Below are 19,629 nucleotides of genomic sequence, written 5' to 3' on the forward strand. Positions count from 1 at the left end.
TCGGCCCATCTTTATCCCCGGAACATGTAGGGGAATAAACCGATGGAGCTTGAGCATAAAACCACATTGTCCGCGCGGGAGGATATGGCGCTGACCGGGGTGACGGATATGGCGGTTGTCCAATCCTCTGGCGGGGCGGTGCTGTACACGACCTCGCGCTTTGGTGGCGGTGACTTGCTGGCCTATCGCATTGATGCGGAAGGGGGGCTTCGGTTTCTGGACAGTCGGGCGATCGCCGGGGACACGCGGGCCGGGGTCACCAGCAGGCTGGAGGTCGTAGACGGTGCGCTATTGCTCACGGGGGCGGATAACGCCGCGCTCACCCGCATTGCGTTAACAGATGATGGGCGCTTTGGTAATGTTTCTGCCGTGACCGGTGGTGCCGTGCCTGCCCAGTTACTGGCCGTTGAGACGCTGGATTTAGGCGGCCAGAGCTATCTATACGGGCTGGTGCGGGGGGCGGATAGCATCGGGTCGTGGCGCATGGGCGACAATGGGGCGCTGACGCGCATATCGGGCGACAGTGGCGTCGCGTCAGAGGCAGGGCTGACCGGGCTGAGCGTCGGGTATGTCGGAAGCACGCCGTATCTGTTGGCGTCCTCGGCGCGGGACGACGCATTTATTTCGTTCAAATTGGATGGGAATGGTATCCCGCGAGAAGTCTCTCGTATCGCGGCGGAGGATGGCGTGGGGATCGGCAGACCAAGCGCGACAGCCTTTGTAGGCGTTGGGGAGCATGGATTTGCGATACTGGCCGCGGCAGAAAGCGCGAGTTTGAGCGTCGCGATGCTGGGGGAAAATGGTGGATTAACCTTAACGGATCACGTCCTCGACACGCGGGACACGCGATTTGACGGGGTGCATGTGATCGAGACCGCAACACATCACGGCCGCGCCTATGTGGCGGCGGCGGGCGGAGATGACGGCGTTTCGGTCTTCGAACTGATGGACGATGGCCGGTTGATGCATCTGGTGTCGATCGAAGACACGGAGGGAAGCACGCTCGACGCGGTGTCGGCGCTTAACTTTTCGGTACAAGGAGATTTACTGCACCTCGCCGTCGCCTCAGGTGCCGAAGCGGGGCTAAGCGTCTTTACGGTGGATATTTCTGACCGGGTTGCGGCGGCAACAGGGGGTGATCAAGCTGACACGCTGACAGGCGGCACGGGGGGCGATTTGCTATCCGGCGGGGATGGCGCGGACCATATCGCTGGGCGCGCAGGGGATGATATTTTGCGAGACGGCGGCGGCCGTGATCTGCTGACCGGCGGTTCCGGCCGCGATCTTTTTGTCCTTTCCGCAGATGGGGAGGCCGATACGATTGCCGATTTCGACAGCGCGCAGGACAGTATTGATCTGTCGGCCTGGCCGTTCCTGAGACATGGGTCTCAGTTGACCATATCTTCGACCAAAGACGGTGCGGTTCTGTCCTTTGGTGAGGAGCGGCTAGAGATAAAAACATCGAACGGACAGTCCCTTAGCGAGGAGGAGGTTCAAGCGCTCGATCTGATTGGGCAGTCGCGTTTCATGCCGGATTGGACCCTGCCAGAGGAACCCGATACGCCATCCCTTCCCACCGCACCGACCCCGTTGGTTCTGGTTGGCACGCCGCAGTCGGATGTGCTGGAAGGGGATGCGGCCGATGATCATATAAGTGGGCGCGCGGATCGCGACAGGCTGATCGGCGCAGGCGGCAATGATACGATTCTTGGCGAAGCTGGGGCCGATACGATCTATGGCAACGGCGGGAGCGATCTGATTGAGGGTGGGACTGAGGGGGATCAGATCTGGGGCGGTATCGGCTGGGACACTTTGCGCGGTAGTGATGGGGACGACGCCCTGTGGGGTGGCGACGGGTATGACGCGCTTGGCGGTGGCGACGGGAACGACACGTTAACCGGCAATAACGGCGCGGATCGGCTCTATGGGGATAGGGACGATGACCATCTGATCGGCGGGTTAAATGCCGATAGCCTGTGGGGCGGTGCCGGCAAAGACCGTTTGGAGGGTAGCGCCGGTGCGGATCAACTGCTTGGCGGCAGCGGGAATGATCAGCTTTTCGGAAATGCGGGGGCAGATTTCTTGCAGGGCGATAGCGGGAATGACCGTCTTGCCGGGGGGATCAACAACGATACGGTTAACGGTGGGTCCGGGAACGATACGCTGTCGGGCGACAATGGTGCCGACCAGCTGATCGGCGGAGACGGCGATGATTTGATCAAAGGCAATGCCGGTCACGATACGCTTGACGGCGGCGCGGGAAACGACGTGCTGTCCGGTGGGATCGGGGCGGATCGGTTTATCTATGGTGCAGGCCAAGACAAAATCCTGAGCTTTCAAAACGAAATTGATACTCTTTCGCTGGATTCTTCCCTTTGGGGTGGGGGAAGTTTATCGATGAGCCAGCTTCAGTCCTTCGCACGCAAAGGGGCCGAAGGGCATATCGTGCTGGATTTTGGCAGCGGCAAAACACTGGATCTGCTGGGGGTCGAGAACCTATCTATCCTGAATGGCGACTTCGAAAGTTTTTAAAGCTCACATTGCCATGCTGGGATGGCTACCGTTCCAGAATGTCACGGTGATAGCGCCTTAACATCACAAGGCCGAAAAGCCCCAGTATCGCGGCAACGGCGTAGACATAGGCTGAGGAGACGTAGGGTGCGTCGTAGTTATGATAAAATCCGGACCTGACGCGGCCGACCACGTGGATCAGCGGATTCAACCAAAGATAGCTGCGGTAGGGTTCGGGTATCGTTTCGTATAAAAAGATGACGCCGGACAGTAGCAAAAGCGGCCGCGTGCAAATCCCGTAGACACGTTGCCAGACCTGAAACATCGACATCATGAAACAGTTGAACACCCCCACGCCCAGTGAAAGCGCGGCAATCATAGTCAGAGCTGACACGATGTCTGATGCATTTATTGCGGCCCGCGTATCAAACAGAAAAATGATCCCACTCAGTACGATAAAGCCTACAAGAAGCTGAGTGAGAAAATTGAGGATGAACCGCCCCAAGATGGCGTCTACGAAAGTCACGCGCGGGTAGGCTAGTAGCTGCTTCGAATAGTTGATCGCCTGCGCGACCTTGTTGCTGAGATCAACGAACATCAAAAAGGGCAGCAAACCTGTAGCGTAAAAGATCGGAAAATTGTTTCCGAGCGGGGGCATACGAAACCCGATCGAGAATATTGCGGTCAACAGCGCGATCCCGAGAACGGGTTCAGCCAATGCCCAAATATACCCACCCGGGGACCGGCCATAGCTGGTCCCGATTTCGCGAAGCATCAGCGCGACGATAATGCGTGGCGTCGCAAAGACCATTGTATTTCGTCCGCGTGCGACCCGACCTATCATCCTGTTACCCTCTGCGCGCTGTTGATCTGCCATCGGGCGGGCGTCGCTGCGCCAAAACGATTTAAAATGAAGTCATACTGTAGGGCAAAGGCCTCTCTAAAACTGTGTTTTAGGTGCTCTGGCAACATGGCGTGACGACCAGAATTACTGCGAAGATCAGCTTTGGGTGAAATCGGCGAAATACCTAAGAACGTGCAGATATCGCGCATGGTATGAGCGTGAAAAAGGTCTTCGTAAAATACATATTTAATTCGATGTAGGGGGATCACTGCTTCCAGCTCGCTCATCGTGCGCCGATAGTTCGCCCGCTCTAACTTAGGCAGCCGTTTGCTGTCGATCAAATGCTGCGCGCGCGCCTCGCAAGCCGTTTGAAAGTCAGCTACCTGGGCGGCATCCGCGCTAACGGCCATTCTGATTTGGGACCACATACGATCAATCGGATCCCTCAAAATAAAGATGAAACAACTTTCGCCAAGGCTCCCCATTTCGGAGAAGTCCTTTGCGTCCAGTATCGCATAAGCCGGGGTGATGTCGCAAATCACAGGCTGACCGCTAAATCCCTGAGTAAGATAGGAAAGATAAGCCTCGTGATGTTCAGGCGCATCCGTGTAGATGGACAAAAGGTCAGCCAATTCGCTGAGGACCCTAAGGTTGCGCCGGTTCTTGGGGCCGCGTTCTGACACCAATTCCTTTGCCAAGGTTTTCACCGTGTTCATACGTAGGTCATAGACCTGGTCAGACTTACCCGCGATCACATTGAAATAATGAAGTTCCTTACTGCGCGAAAAATGAATCTGACTGCTGGTGCGCAAGGTTTCATAAAGCCAAGTCGTGCCGGCTTTCTGAGCCCCGATGCAATAGGCAAGCTTGGTGTTTTCCGGCAGAAGAGATAGAGCCATACGGTACGCCTTGGGAAGAGCTGATCATTTCCCCATGTTGTATTCGTGATGTGCTATCGCATCGTTAATGTCGGCAAAGTATTCTAGGTTTCCGGCTTCTAAAACAGCGCCTGCAGTGCATAGTTCTCGTAGCATGCCATTGGAATGGCTTACAAATATTGCACCAGATCGGGACAGGCGGTCCATAAAAATGGAACGACTTTTCTGTTTGAACCGAGCATCTCCGACAGCGGTGATTTCGTCAATCAAATAGGTGTCAAACTGCAGCCCCATGGAAACGCCGAAAGCCAGACGCGACTTCATACCGGCGGAGTATGTTCGGAATGGAAGATGAAAGTGAACCCCAAGCTCTGAAAAATCGGCGACGTAGTCGACCAGTGCAGACGTGTCTGCACCATAAATCCGTGCAACGAAGCGCGTGTTTTGTGCCCCCGTCATGTCGGGGTGGAACGACCCAGCAAAGCCAACTGGGAAGGATACACTGCCATCAGAGATGACCTCGCCCGATGTAGGGTCAGTTGCCCCCGCAATGATCTTGAGCAGCGTAGATTTTCCAGCGCCGTTCCGCCCTAGCAGCCCGACAGAAATACCAGTTGGAAAAATAACGTTAATATTTGAAGCGACTGTCTTCCGTCGCCCCCGCACATGATAGGTTTTGGTCAAATTTCGAAAGACAATCATCGGCGATCCTAGTGCCGATCTCGTAAGGAGTGCCAAACCAGCATAACGAGCGCCCACAGGGCGAAGCTAGATGCGAATGTGACGCCTAAAAGAAAAGCGCGATTTGGATAAATTGACGTCTCTGCAAGTGTCGGAGGTATATGCGCCGCCAAGTATTTTGATCTTTTTCGTCCCTCTGCAACCGCTGTATCAAAGGCGGCTTGACTGGCGGTATAAGACTGTTCAGCAAATTCCAAATCGACCTTTAGGCTTTCAAACTGCCCAAAAAGATCCGCGAAACCAATGGAGTGCATTGAACCCTGCTTGGCGTTCAATTTCTGATGCTCCTGCGAGATACGCGCTGCTATTATTTCGCGCCTTCGTTGCGCTTGCTTCAAGCGGGGATCGGTTGGCGTGCTGGTTTGTTGAAGCATGTCGATGCTAATCAACGTTTCCGTCATTTCTGCTTCTAAAGATGCCAATAACCCAGTTTGAATTTGAAGCGGTGTATCGGGGCTCACCAATTGGTTCCTTATGCGGAATTCGGCCAGCGTAAGCCGCGTTTCCTTGAGGCGCTGCGCTGCGCGCGCCAAGTTTTCTTTAGCATGTTGGGTAGCATCCTCGCGCGCTATCGCGGAAAGTTCATGTATCAGTTGTGCGCTTTCAGCATAGATTGCTTGGACAATGGCGCGCGCGTCCTCGGGATCAAATGCTTGCACCTTAACCTCGATCAGACCGGTGCTACTATCGCTATACACATTGACCATGCGACCCCAGTATTCGGTCAGATCCTCGATCGTACCAGGGGCGTGGTAGCCGAAGACCGGATCAGAATGCGTTGCGGGGGGTGACCATATTTTTCGCAAATTCAGAGACTTATCGATTTTCTCCACTAAGTGCTGACTTTGAATGAATTGATACAGAACTTCTTCGTCAGCGGCACCGGACCCCGAGAGATTTGCAACCCCACCCAAGAGTTCGACCGGCGAGCTCATATCCTCGCTATGGACAGCAAATCCTGCGATAGAGGTATAGCGATCTGCAGCGCGCTCCCAAAGGTACCATGACACGAACAGGCTGGTTCCGAGAACGATGATGATAAAGCTGACAAACGAAAGCCGATGACGTAGGTGAAGGCGCGCTTGCGGCACAGGCGGGACGATCGCCGTGACTGGCAGTGTCAGAATGGTCGCTTGAGAGGCGGTTTCTCGTTTCTTTTCCCGCGCCGCAACGGCAAGCGCCCTATCATGCCGTTTTTTTTCGATGCGTCGCAAAGCTTCCTCACGCTCGCGCAGCTTTTGTTGTTTGCGCGCCGCATGCGTATGGTGCGTGGTCGTTGATTGGGCAGGATTATGGGTCATGATCTCAGTGCCTAATTCAATAGTCCTCACAGTTTATTAATTCGCGCGAAGTAGTTCAGAGAAAGTCGATTAAACTACGAAGGACTTTGGGATGGCGGAACCGCATGTTCACATTTTAATGGGGACGAAGAACGGTGGCATGTTTTTGGCAGATCAGCTGGCCTCAATCCGCGGGCAATCGCATCAGGATTGGAGCCTTTGGGCAAGCGATGACGGCTCGACCGATGGCACCTGGGAGGCGCTTGAAAATTTCAAAGCGGAAACACCGCACCATGATATTCACTTGCTCAAAGGGCCTCAGAGGGGCGTTGCCGCCAATTATTATAAATTGTTGAAAAACCAAGAGTTAGACGGGAGGTGGGTGGCGTTTTCCGATCAGGATGATATCTGGCTGCCTCACAAACTATCCCGTGCTGTCGCGCTCGTCGGGCGGCTGGGTGGTAGATGTGTTTACAGTAGTAGAAGTTACTATGTGGACCAAACGGGGGGGCGGTTGGGAACGTCCCCAATGCTGAACCGCCCTTATCGTTTTGGAAATGCAATCGTACAGAACGTTTTGCGCGGAAATACGATTGTGATTCCGCCTATCGTCACCAACTATCTGCGTAGCATTTTAAGTACTACCGACGTTGCGGAAACCCCTTTTCATGATTGGTGGATGTACCAGGCGATCACAGGCGCAGGGTTTGGTATTCTTCATGATCAGAAACCTGGGGTATTATACAGGCAACACGGTGCAAATCTTGTGGGCGCGCCTGTTCGTCATTTACGGCGCAGGGCTCGATGCATGGCGGATGGTACGTTGGTGAATTGGATCGATGCAAATGCGGCCGCGATGTACCGAATTGCTCCCATTCTGACGGTGACCGCTCGCGAGCAATTATTGAGGTTTCTCGATTGGCGATTCCAAAGTCACACTAAGGGTCGCGCGGCACTGACTTCGCTCGGGATCTACCGGCAAACACGTGCGGGGGATCTAGCCCTGCGCGCGCTTGCACAACTCAAACGGTTCTGAAGCGGTGTTAAATTAACAAACCCTCGTCTTTGAGGTGATCAAGCAGGGATATGTCAGCCTCAGCAAACGCAGCCAGTCTTTCCTGTGCCGGTTTATCGTTGATCAGAGTCATTAGATCTTGCCAACGGCTTGTCTGAACGCCTTTTGGCCCAACATTGATGCGCGTTTTCACAATCGAAGGACGACGCCCAGTCAGGTTATGAATGTCATTTTCAAGCAGATTTAAACTGCTTAAGCGATAAACCCTATCTAGTTTCCGCGCGCCGCCTATCGCTTGACCAACAAGCATATCTTTCGAGAAATGGCAGACCTCGGCCGCCCCGCGAACTTTCCCGGTGGCGAGATAGCTACAGTAAAAATTGTCGTAGTGATCCTTAATGAACTGTTGCCAAGCGGGACTTCCGCCAAAGAAATATGCGGCGGGGGAGCAATTTTTTACTTTGTACAACCCCATATGCCCAGGCGACGAGAGTAGGCTGTCCGTGAGGCGCGAGGCCTTATTTCTTAAATAAAAGTAGAAAGAAGCGATCCTTTCAAATGGATCGCGAAGTACCGTGAACGCAAAGGTATCTGTCTGGGTCTCACGAAGGCGGCACCAATCTAGGTGACCCGAGTAAAGGTCATACCCGTTGGGAAATTGACCGTCTGAAGAAGCTTGGTGGTGAACGCGAACAGGAGAGGTTCGAGCGTTGCCATAAATTTTAGTGAGCTCCGAGTGCACAGATTGGCCCGCGGTTTTGGGAATATGTAAAAATGCGACTTTTTTCACTGAATGTTTTCCGATCGCAGATCCAGCGTCGGGGGTGCGAAAGGCGCGACATCTTTGAGCATTGAGTTTATCCCTCTACAGAATTCCAGCACATCCGACGGATCAAGGTGGTCCATTTGCCACGGCGCAAACTGCCACCAGCGGCACTTTAACATGAGACTGATGAAGTTCGGCGGTAGGCGCATTCGTTTGAGAGTGGCCGGATTCCCCGCGACGACTGAATAAGGGGCAATGTCACGGGTCACGACCGAATGCGCACCGATTATTGCGCCGTCGCCAATGGTGACCCCGGCGGCGATATACGCCCCGTGCCCGATCCATACATCATTTCCAATTGTAGTGATTTTTACCTTGGTGGGCGGCTTGCTGTGAGCTGTCCTATAATTGTGGTAATGTTCGGCTGCCTCAAAACCGTCGCCAAGTTCGAATACCCGGTCCCCAAGATAGAAAGCGGGGCTTGTGGATACCCAGTCCAACGGGTGATTTTGCCGACCTATTTGGACGGATTCGCCGAATGAACAATATCGGCCGATACGGGCGGCAAAACAGTATCCCGAGACTTGATACGAGAACGTTCCCATCTCTAACGAGTGTTCATACTGTGTCCATTTCAGGCTCCCCGGGGCTTCGAGCACGGTATGTCTGGGCAGGCTGATCGACGTAGCACCCCGGTTCAGTACCTCGATGCCATTGTTTCGCAAAAATTTTAGGGGAACTGAGATCTGGTTCATGAGGCCACCGCCCAGGTTTTGGTGATGTGGTTTTTAATGTGAGACAGCAGAATATCCGCCAAATCCTGTTGGGTTGAGTAGGGAATAGGGAAACCGTTTTCAGCTTTCGTAACCGCCTCGCCCTGAGCACCAATTGCGAACGCATGGGTGGGCAAACCGGATGTCAGAGCTTCGTGCGTGGTAAACGAGAATGTCTCCGGCCACACGGAAGGTATTAACCAATCTGTCACGCCGTATCGGGCGGCAATTTTTCCCAGATCTGATATGGTATATCTCCCATGGATAGGCACCGAGGGGGGGAGGGGAATGGCGGGATCGAAGTTCCCGACGATGACCATACCGACACCTTGCACATCTATCGCATCAGCGGCTCGGCTGATGATCTGTGCGCCTTTCTGAAGACCAATGTCGCCCAATACACCGATCACCGGGCGCTTTGGGCTGAGGGGCCGAGGGATACGGGGCACGGCGTCTGAAATTCTATGCGGTGTAACTTGAATTTTGTCGGCGCAGTTGGGGAATGCTGCGCGCACAATTTCTTTGCTATTTTTAGAAAATACCACGATCTCTTGGGATGCGGTCAGGAGTTTTCCCCACTCGCTTTGCCACCGAGTCATGCTTATCGGTGCACCTGTGGTTGCTGGGGCATTTAGGTGAGGTGGGGGTAGGCCATCGTACACTCCCTGATCGTTCAGAAGAGTGTAGTTTGGCGAGATTGCGAAGTAATCATGAAAGAGAAAATCTATCACCTGTTGGCCGGTTTGGCTCAATTCTAGAATCGCACTTGGAATAGTCAGCGGATCTTGATCCCCAACCGCACAGGAATAGATTAATCGTCGCCGTTTTATGGGGTGTAGAAGTTGTTTGACGTAGTCGAGGTTGTTGGTCCCGCCGGAGATTATTCCGTCATGGCAATGCAATTCGATTTGCCATCGCATGGCACCGCCGACCCTGATTACAACAGCGGAACGGCCCAACGCGTGATGTTTTGATTTCACCCGATGTTGCAGATACGATTCAGCGCCGCCACCCATGCTGTGTGCGATATATATCGAGACCGGATACGTGTCTTGTGCCCCGAGCCAAGCCAATGCCAAAGCGAGCCGGGGCGATTTTAATGGGTCAGAGGCAATGAACTGCTGCACCTCTGTATCGTATTCGGGATAACGTTTTGAAATTAGAGCGTTGTTTTTCGCGATAAGACGCGTCTTCTCTTCCGATCCGAAACTTTGTCCACCGCGATGCTCTACGAAAAGGTTAACGGCGCAATAATGCTGTCCGCCCGCTGCTCTGATGCGCTGGCACCAATCGACCTCTTCGCCGTATCCCCGACCAAAACTGACATCCAATTGCGGTTCAGTTCTGAGATAGCTGGGATTTATCGCCATGCAAAATCCCACCCCGGTCGGCGTGGCCACGCGATAGCTTTGCGGGTTAAGCTGCGCGGCGGTCACATCTATAAGATCCCCCTGTCCGGCGGCAAGTTTTTGGGGCGCACATATGAGAGGGGCGGTAAAAATTTCCGCGTCGTTGGACATTGGGGTTACAGTGGCGGCGCGTGGATATTCAGCGAGGGGGCGGATAAGGCGGCTCGCCCAGTTCGCCGGGACTAAGGCGTCAGAATTCAGTAAAATAACCGTGTCGGGCCAGCGTTGTGCATAGCGCAAGCCTTGGTTTACGCTTTTTACAAACCCAAGGTTTTGATCATTCTCAAGCAGTGTCGCACGGTCATTGTGGGCCAAGGACCACGCGCGCAGCAACGGTAGAATCCGTTTATCGGTTGAGCAATCTTCGATCAGAATAATGCGCCACTGAAGATCGGTATTGTCGACGACGCGCCGCAGCGCCTCTTTCAGTAGGTCATGCGCATTGAATACCGGCAGTATTATCGTCACCGATGCCATTGTGACGGGAGGCGTATTGGCGCGGAAAAGGTCAGGGTCAAGTTCGCGCGCATGGTGGATGGGGCATAGCCCCAGCCCGCGTTTGATCCGCGTGCGAAAAGCGAGGTCCCGTTTGACGCGCCAGCCGCCATAGGCAGGCAACTGCAGCATCAGCGCGATGACGAATTTGATTACCAATCGCGCTTGAATCCACCAAAGGTGAGGGAGTTTTAGACTTCGCGAAATTGTCCAGGTGCCATTGCGGACACGGTGAAATTCGACCCCAAACCGCCCGATTTCTTGCAAGCCGGTCGGGGCGAGCGGCGTGGTCAGGTCGAATCCGACCCGTCGGGCGCCACCATAGGCTTCGGCCACGTCGTCACGGATCAAGTCAGCTTTAGCGCTTACTTTTACGCCGTTCATATGCAGCACGATATCATCCGCGAACGTCCAGCCCGCCAGCCTCAAGTTCCCGTCATTTACGGCAAATACATCAACGGCACCCACCGTGGCACCGGACGGGTCCGTAATGTGCATTGGACGCCCCACGGCCCTTAGGTGGGCGGCGATATAGCGGGCAAAGAGAGCTTTGAGCTGTTTATACAAAATCAATCATTTCGATTCTATGTTGCGTTGATAGATCTCTAGATCAGCACGCTCACTCTTAAGGGGAGGTTAAGTTTATTCAGCATTACAACAGAATTTCTGTTCGGATTTTACGGGAGGTGACATAGGTGAACAAAACGCAACTTGGCGTTTTGGTGACGGATAATGGTCAGAACAATCAGGTAGATATATCGCCAACAGCTACCTGCGCCGAAGGGGTGCGGATTAATATATACGGGCGCAATAACCACGTGGTGATCGGCGAGGGTACTGTGATCTCCGGTGGCTTGGTTGAGCTCAGGAATCACGAGAGCGCCGTCTATTTTGGCGTAGATTGTCGTTTGGCGGGGTCATTTCGGTGCCGCGCGCGTGACACGCATATTCGCATTGGCGATCGCACCACGATCATGATGGCGCACCTCAGTCTGCACGAAGCGGGCACGATCACGATTGGCGAGGATTGCATGCTGTCCGGCGATATCACCATGGATGTCAGTGATATGCATTCGATCCTTGACGTAGAAACGGGGGAGCGGATCAACCCGCCCCAAGATATCGAAATCGGGGATCATGTCTGGTTGGCCCATGGTGTCAGGATCATGAAAGGAGCGCAGATAGGGCAGCATTCAGTGATCGGTAGCCGTTCCATGGTTCTTGGGGTTATCCCCGCACATAGCTTGGCTGTGGGCGCGCCGGCGCGTGTTGTGCGTGCCGGTATCACCTGGGATCGCCGACGGCTAAGTCCCAAAGATCAATAAGTATTGGGTCCCTGTGCGGAGCCGTTGGTGATTTATACTATCGTAAGAGGAGATACGTGATGGCAATATCATGGGGATTGCGGGTAGATTTTGCTTTGCTCATCCCACGCAAACTAGCTATGAGATGGCCTGAGTGGTCCCGTAGCTCAACTGGATAGAGCACCTGACTTCTAATCAGGATGTTGGGGGTTCGAGTCCTCCCGGGATCGCCAGACGCACCGAGTGTAGCTACAGCACAGTGATTGGTCCTTCGCCGTCGGTCAAATGCCCGATAATACAGGATTTTTTACCTTCGGCGGCCATGTCTCGGATCGCAATCTCTGCCTCGGCTGGGGGTAGAGCAGCCAGCAAGCCGCCTGCGGTTTGGGGGTCGTGCAAAAGCGGGTCGCTGCGTCCTCGCGTGGGGGCGTTGTCTACGTTGGGGTGATACAGCGAGGAGTGCACGCCGCGATCTGATAGGTCTCGGGCACCGGAGTAGACGGGAATGGCGTCCGCCGAGATTTCCGCGCTCAGGCGCGATGCGCGGCAGATGGCGGCGATGTGACCCGCAAGGCCAAAGCCGGTGACATCTGTCATGGCATTGGCGCGACGCAGGTGGAAGGCTTGACGGTCCTGCGGTTCTGCCATCTCGTTTAGGGCCTGGGCGACGTCGGCTCCCCGTGCTGTGCCATCCATATGCGCAGCCATGATAATTCCTGATCCGATGGGCCGGGTCAGCACAAGGCAGTCGCCAGCTTGAGCGCCCGACAGGGTGATTGGTGGCGTTTCGCGCGTGCCGGTGACGGTGAATCCGATGGTCATTTCAGCACCCATCGATGTGTGCCCCCCGACAATCGTCGCGCCCGCGTGGTCGAATATCGCACGGGCTGCGTCGGTGATTTCTTGCAGTGTCCGGGACTGAAGCGCCTGAGACATATGGGGAAGTACGATGCTGGAAAGGGCCACTTGGGGCTGCGCTCCCATGGCCCAAATGTCGCCCAAGGCGTGCACTGCAGCGATGCGCGTCATCAAGGCGGGGTCGTGGATCAAAGCGCGCAAGTGATCGGCGCTGATGACCTGAAAGCCGCCACCGGGTTGCTTTAGCACCGCAGCATCATCGCCGAGGACAGAAAGAACGGCCGCATCCGTCGGACCTTGAAGCGTTGATAGCCCTTCACGAAGCACTGTGTTTCCGACCTTAGCGCCACAGCCGCCACACAAGGGTTTCGCGGCCAGTATATCGCGGGCACCCTGCGCCAGCGTATCGGGCAAAGCTGGCGGTTGCATCGGCGGCAAATCGTCAAGTTTATCCATGAAGGCGCGGTCGATCCGGTCTTTCCAGCGCCATAACGCGGGCCCCGAGAATGCAAGATCGAATTTTTCCGCCAAAGCCGATTTTTCCCCAAGGGAGATAAGCTTTAGGTAACGTTTTTGTGGTTTGAAGGGCTTGCGGGGTCCATTGGTGAGGGCGGCGCGAAGGTTGTGATACAGGATGGGTGCTGCGCGAACGGCAAACACGCCAGCCTTGGGGCGTGGGGCAAAGGGCATTGCTGCGCAGTCGCCGACGGCAAATACAGTTGGGTCACCGGGAAGTGACAGGTCGGGCGTGGTTTCGATGAACCCATCACGCAAGGGAAGGTCCGTTTGCGCCAGCCATTCGTGCGGGAAAGCACCGGCAGCGCCGACCGTCAATTGAGAACGGATTTTGTCGCCGCTGCCCAGAACGACATGATCGGCGGCGATTTCCGTGACGCGTATGCCGGTGCGTAGGGTGACCTTGGCGCCGCGAAGCTTGGCCTCGACCGTGTGGCGCGCGCGGTTGCCAAGGCCCGAAAGCGTCGGGTCGGACTGTAGCAAAGTGACCCGAGGCTCGATCCCCGCGCTGCGTAGGGCATGGGCCATCGCGAGGGACAGCTCGCAACCGGCGACACCGCCGCCGATTACGGCGATTTCGGGCTCTATGTCCCCGCTCGTCACCGCGGCAAGGAAATCGCGCCAGCGTTTGGCGTAGACATCAAGTGGCTTTGCACCGACAGCAAAACCATCAAACCCCGGGATACCCATTTTAGCGGTGATCCCGATATCAAAGGAGGCAACATCATATGCAATAGGAGCGCGGTCTTCGACATGGACCAGACGCGCAGTGCGATCGATATCTGTGGCGTGGGACAGGATCAGACGCGCGCCCGCAAAGCGGCACAGTCGGACAAGGTCAATCTCGAGTGTTTCACGTGAATAGTGGCCCGCGATATAGCCCGGCAGCATACCTGTATATGGGGCCGTGGGGCCGGGATTGATGACGGTTAACCGCGCGCCCGGTAGCGGGTTCATCCCCCATTTGCGCAGCACCAACGCATGGGCATGCCCGCCGCCGATCAGCACCAGGTCTTGGGTCAGCGGGATATCGTGTCGATGCATCGAATGACTTTCTATCAGGCGGGTGTGACAGTCTTAGCCCGCGGGATCAGCGGATCAAAGCCGCAAGACACAACTGCGGCCCGTTGCAACGGAATGTGAACTACGTGACAAAGACCGCAGCGTTTTCCGTGAACAAGGTGGCCTCCGTCCGTGACCCTTCGTATTCTGCACACTGCCGATCTTCACCTCGATTCACCGCTTCGTAGTTTGGCGATGAAGGATGACCGTCTGGCCGCGCAGGTGCGCGGCGCCAGCCGGCAAGCGCTTGAGACGATGGTGCAATATTGCATCGACGAGCGAGTCAGCGCCTTTCTAATATCGGGCGATCTTTATGACGGGCAAGAACGTAGCGCGAAAACCGCCGCGTATCTCGCCGCGCAGATGCATCGTTTGGCGCAGGCTGACGTGCGGGTGTTCTATATCAAGGGGAACCACGACGCGGAAAACCCCATCGCGGGGGAGATCGACCTGCCGCCGAACGTGCATGTGTTCGACGGGCGGGGCGAGAAAGTACAACTGGCGGACCACCCCGTCTATATTCACGGCGTCAGCTTTCGCGACCGTCACGCGCCGGAAAGCCTGCTGCCGAAGTATACCGTGCCAGAGGCGGGGGCGGTTAATATTGCGATGATGCATACCTCTCTCGCGGGGGCGGAGGGGCATGATCTTTATGCGCCTGTGTCGGTCGGCGAACTGGCGGGGGCTGGGTTTGATTATTGGGCGTTGGGGCATGTTCACAAACGCGCTGTGCACAGCGAAGACCCCTGGATCGTGATGCCGGGCATGCCGCAAGGGCGCGATATCGGGGAGGCGGGGCCAAAGTCCGCTAGCCTGCTGACGATCGAGGATGGCAAGATCTCGGTTTCGGAAGTGGCGACCTCGGTCGTGGAATTCCGCCGCTGTGATTGCGATGTGACGGGGGCGGAGGCTGACGAAGATCTGCGCCGCAAACTGCGGTCGGCGTTGCAGGCACAGGCCGGACGGGGGGCTGCGATCTTGCGGTTGCGGGTGACGGGGCAAACGGCGCTGGCGTGGCAGATACGCCAGTTGGCGGATATTTGGCGCGCCCAAGCCGACGAAATCGCGGAAAGCATCGGTGATCTGTGGATCGAGAAGATGTCGGTGGATGTAACGGCTGTATCTGAGGATGCGGTGGATGGTGCTGTGGCCGAGGTACAGCAGTTGATGACTGCCATCGCGAAGGAGCCCGCCACTCGGGACAGGTTGCAGCAAGAGTTGAGCCAGATCCTTGGCCTATTGCCTGCTGATCAGCGCCGCGCCCTCGCTCCGGATGCAGAGGCGCAAGAGGCGTTGTTGCGGCAGCTGACCGACGAGGCGGTGTTGACCATGGCCGCGCAGATGCGAGGAGCAGGCGAATGATGCGGCTGCAGCAGCTTGCGCTGGACCGATTTGGTCACTTTACCGACCGCGTGCTGGATTTCGGCGCGCGCCCCGCAAGCGGATCGGACTTTCATATCGTCTTTGGCGGCAATGAAGCGGGCAAAACCACCCTGATGGAGGGGTATCTGCGGCTGCTTTACGGTTTTGCAGCGCGTGAACCCTATGCCTTCAAACACCCCCGCGCGAACCTGCGCGTCAGCGGTACCGTCGATGTTGACGGGCAGATCCACCAGCTGTCCCGATTGCCCAAACGCTCGGGCAATCTTGTGGACGCGGCGGGCCAACCTGTGCCGGATGCTTTGCTGTCTGCGGCGCTGCGCGGTGTGTCGCAAAAGGAATACCAAAGTCTGCTGTGTCTCGACGATGAAACAATCGAGGCCGGCGGCGAAGAGATTACCAAAAGCGAGGGGGATATCGGGAAGCTGCTGTTCTCTGCCGCGGCGGGTATCAGCGATCTGTCGCAGGTCTTGGGGCGGGTGGCGCAGGGCAATCGTGACCTTTATCTAAAAGGCGGTACAAAATCAGAGTTCGCGGCGCTGAAGGCTGCGCATGCAGAACTGGTCCAGCAGATCAAGGATCACGACGTCAGCGCCGCCGCGTTTCGCGAGCTGCGTCTTGCGCGGGACGCCGCCCAAACCGAAGAGCAGCGTCTGCGCGCCGCCAAGTCCGAGCTTTCCGTTCAGAAAACGCGGCTGGAGGCTATACTTGATGCGCATCCATTGGCGACAGAATGGAAAACCCTAGAGGCGCAGCTTACCCCTATCGCGCATTATCCCACGACGCTGGAGTTCGACAGCGAAGACTTGATTAAAATGATGACGAAACGGATCGCGCTTGTTGCCGAAAGGGAACGGTCCGTCGCCGAGGTGCACACATTGCGGGCCGCGCGAGACGAGGTCGCCGTCAACGCGGATGATTTGGCGCGAGGGGCTGATGTTGATGCGCTTGCCTTCAAGAAAAGTCAGGTAGAGGCGGGGCAATCCGACCTGCCCAAACGCGAAGCACAGTTGAAGCAGGATACCGCTGATATGCGAGCGCGGCTTGATGCTCTGGGGCTGCCCGCCGATGGCGCGCTTGCGCAATTCATCTTAAGCGATCCCGCCCTTACGGCGCTTGAACATGCGCGCGCCACTCTGGACGATGCGCGCAAGCATCTGCAAACCACTCAGGCGGAGGCAGAGGTCGCGCGCGACAAATACGATGACGCGGCACGGGCCCTGCGCGATACCGAAGAAGAGACCGCCGTCGACGCGGACGTCGAACGCCTATTCATGCAGGCCGAAGCGGAGGATCTGGTCAGTCGATATAATGACGCGCTGCGCCGGCTCGCGGCGGATCGTCAGGGGGTGGCCACAGCCTTGCGCGGGCTGACGCGGCAAAATGTGGCGTTCGACGCGGTTCCGGCACTTCCGCTCAGCAGCCGGCGCGCGCAGGAATTGATGCAGGCTCATGGCGAAGCGCGGCTTGCCCTGCGTGCTGCCGTGCAGGCGGAAACCACGGCAGCCGATCGTCTGGCGGGTGCCGAGACAAAACACGCAATGGCCGCGTCGGCCCCAGACTTGATCAGCGATGATGCCGCCGCCAAAGGGCGACAAACCCGAGATGAGCTATGGGCGCTGCATAAAGATGTGTTGGACATGGCCTCTGCCTCTGCGTTCGAGGCCGCCATGCGCGCGGATGACGCGCAGACCTCATTACGCGCAGGGCAAAGCCAATCGCTGGCGGAAATGCGGCAGGCGGAACGACAGTTGATCGAGGCGCGGCAGGATCATGACAGGGCGCAGAATAAACGTACCGAGACCGAGGTTGCGTTTGATAAGGTGACGGGTGAACTGCGGTCCCACCTCGATACACTTGGCTTGCCCGAAACCCTTTCCGCCGAGGATTTTGTCGAATGGGTGCGCGACGCAGAGGCGGCGCAAACTGCAGCCGAAACCTTAAAGACATCTGAACAGGCCCACACAGAGCTATTGCGCGCGGCAGAGCAGATGCGCGACGATCTGGCGGCACGGTTGGAGGCAGGGGATGCGCCTTTGCGGACCGTCGTGCTCATGGCCAAAACCCAGATCGCGGCGTCGCGCGAGCATCAGAATGCCCAAAAGATCGCACAGGCCACAGTGCGTCAGGCCACGGCAGAGCGGGATCGCCGAGCAGTCGCAGCGGACAAGGCACGCACGGCCGTGACCGAGGCGCGTGACCAGTGGCGCGGTGCCGTCGCAACACATCTTCCGGCGCTGCAGTCTGGCATAGACATGTGGAACGGGCTGACGGGCCTGCGCAGTATCCGAGAGGTCGACGCCCGCATGGCGGGTGTCCGGCGCCAGATTGCAGGCATCAAACAGGATCGCGCCGGTTTCATCGCACAGTTGGATGCACTGGATGGCGGGGCAGACGCGCAGGAACAGCCCTTGGCGCGTTACGCCGCTTTGCAAACTGTGGTGGAGCGTGCCCGTCAGGCCCAAGCGCGCCGCAGCGATCTGGACGCGCGCCTTGCCGTGGCGGAGGACGCCGCGGCTGAGGCGCTGCGCGAAATTGCCGTGCTAGATGATCAGGTCCAACTTCTGGCCCGTGCGTTTGATGATCAGATAGACACCTCTACCCTCGATGCATTGCGTCAGGCGACGGCGACCGCGCAACAGGCAATTGCCCTGCGCCAGCAAAGTGCGGATTTGCGTACCCGTCTGCTTTCGATCCTGGGGGTTGATGCCTGGGAGCAGGCGCAGGAACGCCTCAGCGCCGCGCCCCTCGCACAGGCGCAAGTGGCGCTTGCCGAGCTCTGCGAAGACCTGTCGCGACTTGAAGCAGAGCTCGACAGCGCGATTGCTGCGCGCGCTCGGGCGCAAGCGGCGCTGGATGCAGTTGGGGGGGATGGCGATATTGCGGCGCTCACCTCGCAAAAGCGCACGGTCGAAGAACAGATGCAGGCCGTGATGCTGCGCTATCTGACGGGGCGTTTTGGCCATATTTTGGCCGAGGATGCCATCCGCAGGTATCGCGACACCCACCGCAGCACGATGTTGGCCGCGACCGAACAGGCATTCAGTGATCTGACCCAAGGGGCATACACTACACTGACCACGCAGCCTGCCGCTCAGGGGGATGTGTTAATGGCCGTACGGGCAGAGGATGGGGTGTCTAAGGAAGCCGCCGCAATGTCCAAGGGGACGCGGTTCCAGCTTTACCTTGCCCTGCGCGCGGCGGCCTATGAACAAATGGCGTCGACAGGAACCGTGCTGCCGTTCTTCTGTGATGATGTCTTTGAAACCTTCGACGAAGACCGCACCCGCGCGGCCTGTCGCTTGATGCAGCGGGTCGGAAAGCGCGGGCAGGCCATCTATCTCACCCACCACCAGCACGTTGTCGATCTTGCACAAGAGGCCTGCGGCACAGATGTGACCGTGCACCGGCTGTAGCGCCCCATATGGATTCGCGATTATCCGGCCCGCGAGTCGGCGATTCCACCGCAATGACCTACCTGTGGTTGGGTCGAGGCGCGAAAAGCCCCGTATAAGCGGAGAGAGATACCCCGCGGGGACTTGGTGCTACAAATTTCCGACGCTCAGAAAGTCAATAAAACAGGCGTTTGTGAAGGTTTTTTGACGAAAAGGATAAAATCCGAAAAAAGGGGTTGCGGGTATTTGGAACAAACCTTAGAACGCCCCTTACCGGAGACGCAGAGATGCAGACACGGGGCGCTAGACGGGGACGACGGGTTACGGTTCGGGTCTTACGTAGCGGGAAAATTCTGAGGTAATTGAGGCGGGGCGCGCTGAAAGTTTACGGCGCATCTTGGT

Annotated in this window: 13 protein-coding genes and 1 tRNA gene; 6 read left to right on the top strand and 8 right to left on the bottom strand. The window is 56.8% G+C overall.

Going from position 1 to position 19,629, the window contains the following annotated elements:
• Positions 1-42: 42 nt before the first annotated feature.
• Positions 43-2,532, top strand: a complete 2,490-nt coding sequence (locus tag ACNQ62_RS03310; RefSeq protein WP_418094193.1) for a calcium-binding protein — start codon at positions 43-45, stop codon at positions 2,530-2,532.
• Between the two features lie 25 nt (positions 2,533-2,557).
• On the opposite strand, the gene ACNQ62_RS03315 is transcribed toward ACNQ62_RS03310, so the two are convergent.
• The 4 genes from ACNQ62_RS03315 to ACNQ62_RS03330 are packed head-to-tail and all read right to left on the bottom strand — an operon-like array spanning position 2,558 to position 6,275.
• Positions 2,558-3,322 (bottom strand): ABC transporter permease, encoded by a 765-nt coding sequence (locus ACNQ62_RS03315; protein ID WP_418094194.1) that lies wholly within the window; start codon positions 3,320-3,322, stop codon positions 2,558-2,560.
• Positions 3,323-3,351: 29 nt separating this feature from the next.
• On the bottom strand, positions 3,352-4,254 hold the full coding sequence (locus ACNQ62_RS03320) for a sulfotransferase (RefSeq protein WP_418094195.1): 903 nt from the start codon (positions 4,252-4,254) through the stop codon (positions 3,352-3,354).
• A 24-nt stretch (positions 4,255-4,278) separates the two neighbouring features.
• Positions 4,279-4,935 carry an ABC transporter ATP-binding protein gene (locus ACNQ62_RS03325; RefSeq protein ID WP_132997683.1) on the bottom strand — a complete coding sequence of 219 codons (657 nt, stop codon included), beginning with the start codon at positions 4,933-4,935 and terminating at the stop codon, positions 4,279-4,281.
• Positions 4,936-4,943: 8 nt separating this feature from the next.
• Entirely contained in the window at positions 4,944-6,275 is a 1,332-nt protein-coding gene (locus ACNQ62_RS03330) for a capsule biosynthesis protein (RefSeq protein WP_418094196.1), read from the bottom strand.
• A gap of 91 nt (positions 6,276-6,366) precedes the next feature.
• Here ACNQ62_RS03330 and ACNQ62_RS03335 point away from each other — a divergent pair, with 91 nt between their 5' ends.
• Entirely contained in the window at positions 6,367-7,290 is a 924-nt protein-coding gene (locus tag ACNQ62_RS03335) for a glycosyltransferase family 2 protein (RefSeq protein ID WP_418094197.1), read from the top strand.
• 7 nt (positions 7,291-7,297) lie between these two features.
• Here the strand turns inward: ACNQ62_RS03335 and ACNQ62_RS03340 are convergent, their stop codons facing one another.
• From ACNQ62_RS03340 to ACNQ62_RS03350, 3 genes are read right to left on the bottom strand one after another with little or no spacing between them, the layout of a single operon-like run.
• The gene (locus ACNQ62_RS03340; protein ID WP_418094198.1) at positions 7,298-8,059 is read right to left on the bottom strand and encodes a sulfotransferase family 2 domain-containing protein; all 762 of its coding nucleotides are present in this window, start codon (positions 8,057-8,059) and stop codon (positions 7,298-7,300) included.
• The gene (locus ACNQ62_RS03345) at positions 8,056-8,790 is read right to left on the bottom strand and encodes a CatB-related O-acetyltransferase (RefSeq protein ID WP_418094199.1); all 735 of its coding nucleotides are present in this window, start codon (positions 8,788-8,790) and stop codon (positions 8,056-8,058) included. The genes ACNQ62_RS03340 and ACNQ62_RS03345 overlap by 4 nt, the downstream gene beginning before the upstream one ends.
• Positions 8,787-11,279 carry a glycosyltransferase gene (locus tag ACNQ62_RS03350; RefSeq protein WP_418094200.1) on the bottom strand — a complete coding sequence of 831 codons (2,493 nt, stop codon included), beginning with the start codon at positions 11,277-11,279 and terminating at the stop codon, positions 8,787-8,789. Before ACNQ62_RS03350 ends, ACNQ62_RS03345 begins: the two co-directional genes overlap by 4 nt.
• 128 nt (positions 11,280-11,407) lie before the next feature.
• On the opposite strand from ACNQ62_RS03350, the gene ACNQ62_RS03355 reads away from it, so the two are divergent.
• Together ACNQ62_RS03355 and ACNQ62_RS03360 are read left to right on the top strand one after the other, a co-directional pair.
• Positions 11,408-12,037, top strand: coding sequence for an acyltransferase (locus ACNQ62_RS03355; RefSeq protein ID WP_418094201.1), 630 nt, complete (start codon positions 11,408-11,410; stop codon positions 12,035-12,037).
• A 135-nt stretch (positions 12,038-12,172) separates the two neighbouring features.
• Positions 12,173-12,249, top strand: a tRNA-Arg gene (locus tag ACNQ62_RS03360).
• Positions 12,250-12,265: 16 nt separating this feature from the next.
• Here ACNQ62_RS03360 and selD read toward each other — a convergent pair.
• Complete coding sequence (gene selD / locus ACNQ62_RS03365; protein ID WP_418094202.1) at positions 12,266-14,434, bottom strand: selenide, water dikinase SelD; 2,169 nt, start codon at positions 14,432-14,434, stop codon at positions 12,266-12,268.
• Positions 14,435-14,599: 165 nt separating this feature from the next.
• Between selD and ACNQ62_RS03370 the strand changes: the two genes are divergently transcribed.
• Positions 14,600-15,814 (top strand): metallophosphoesterase family protein, encoded by a 1,215-nt coding sequence (locus ACNQ62_RS03370; protein ID WP_418094211.1) that lies wholly within the window; start codon positions 14,600-14,602, stop codon positions 15,812-15,814.
• On the top strand, positions 15,811-19,248 hold the full coding sequence (locus ACNQ62_RS03375; RefSeq protein ID WP_418094203.1) for an AAA family ATPase: 3,438 nt from the start codon (positions 15,811-15,813) through the stop codon (positions 19,246-19,248). The genes ACNQ62_RS03370 and ACNQ62_RS03375 overlap by 4 nt, the downstream gene beginning before the upstream one ends.
• Positions 19,249-19,629: the final 381 nt, after the last annotated feature.

The organism is Sulfitobacter sp. SBS6 (assembly GCF_048285585.1).
In the GTDB taxonomy this organism is placed as follows: Bacteria; Pseudomonadota; Alphaproteobacteria; order Rhodobacterales; family Rhodobacteraceae; genus Sulfitobacter; species Sulfitobacter pontiacus.

Excerpts from the sequence above, each read along its gene's own strand:
- ACNQ62_RS03310 (WP_418094193.1), top strand. The coding sequence starts at position 43 with ATGGAGCTTGAGCATAAAACCACATTGTCCGCGCGGGAGGATATGGCG.
- ACNQ62_RS03315 (WP_418094194.1), bottom strand. The coding sequence starts at position 3,322 with ATGGTCTTTGCGACGCCACGCATTATCGTCGCGCTGATGCTTCGCGAA.
- ACNQ62_RS03320 (WP_418094195.1), bottom strand. The coding sequence starts at position 4,254 with ATGGCTCTATCTCTTCTGCCGGAAAACACCAAGCTTGCCTATTGCATC.
- ACNQ62_RS03325 (WP_132997683.1), bottom strand. The coding sequence starts at position 4,935 with ATGATTGTCTTTCGAAATTTGACCAAAACCTATCATGTGCGGGGGCGA.
- ACNQ62_RS03330 (WP_418094196.1), bottom strand. The coding sequence starts at position 6,275 with ATGACCCATAATCCTGCCCAATCAACGACCACGCACCATACGCATGCG.
- ACNQ62_RS03335 (WP_418094197.1), top strand. The coding sequence starts at position 6,367 with ATGGCGGAACCGCATGTTCACATTTTAATGGGGACGAAGAACGGTGGC.
- ACNQ62_RS03345 (WP_418094199.1), bottom strand. The coding sequence starts at position 8,790 with ATGAACCAGATCTCAGTTCCCCTAAAATTTTTGCGAAACAATGGCATC.
- selD (WP_418094202.1), bottom strand. The coding sequence starts at position 14,434 with ATGCATCGACACGATATCCCGCTGACCCAAGACCTGGTGCTGATCGGC.
- ACNQ62_RS03375 (WP_418094203.1), top strand. The coding sequence starts at position 15,811 with ATGATGCGGCTGCAGCAGCTTGCGCTGGACCGATTTGGTCACTTTACC.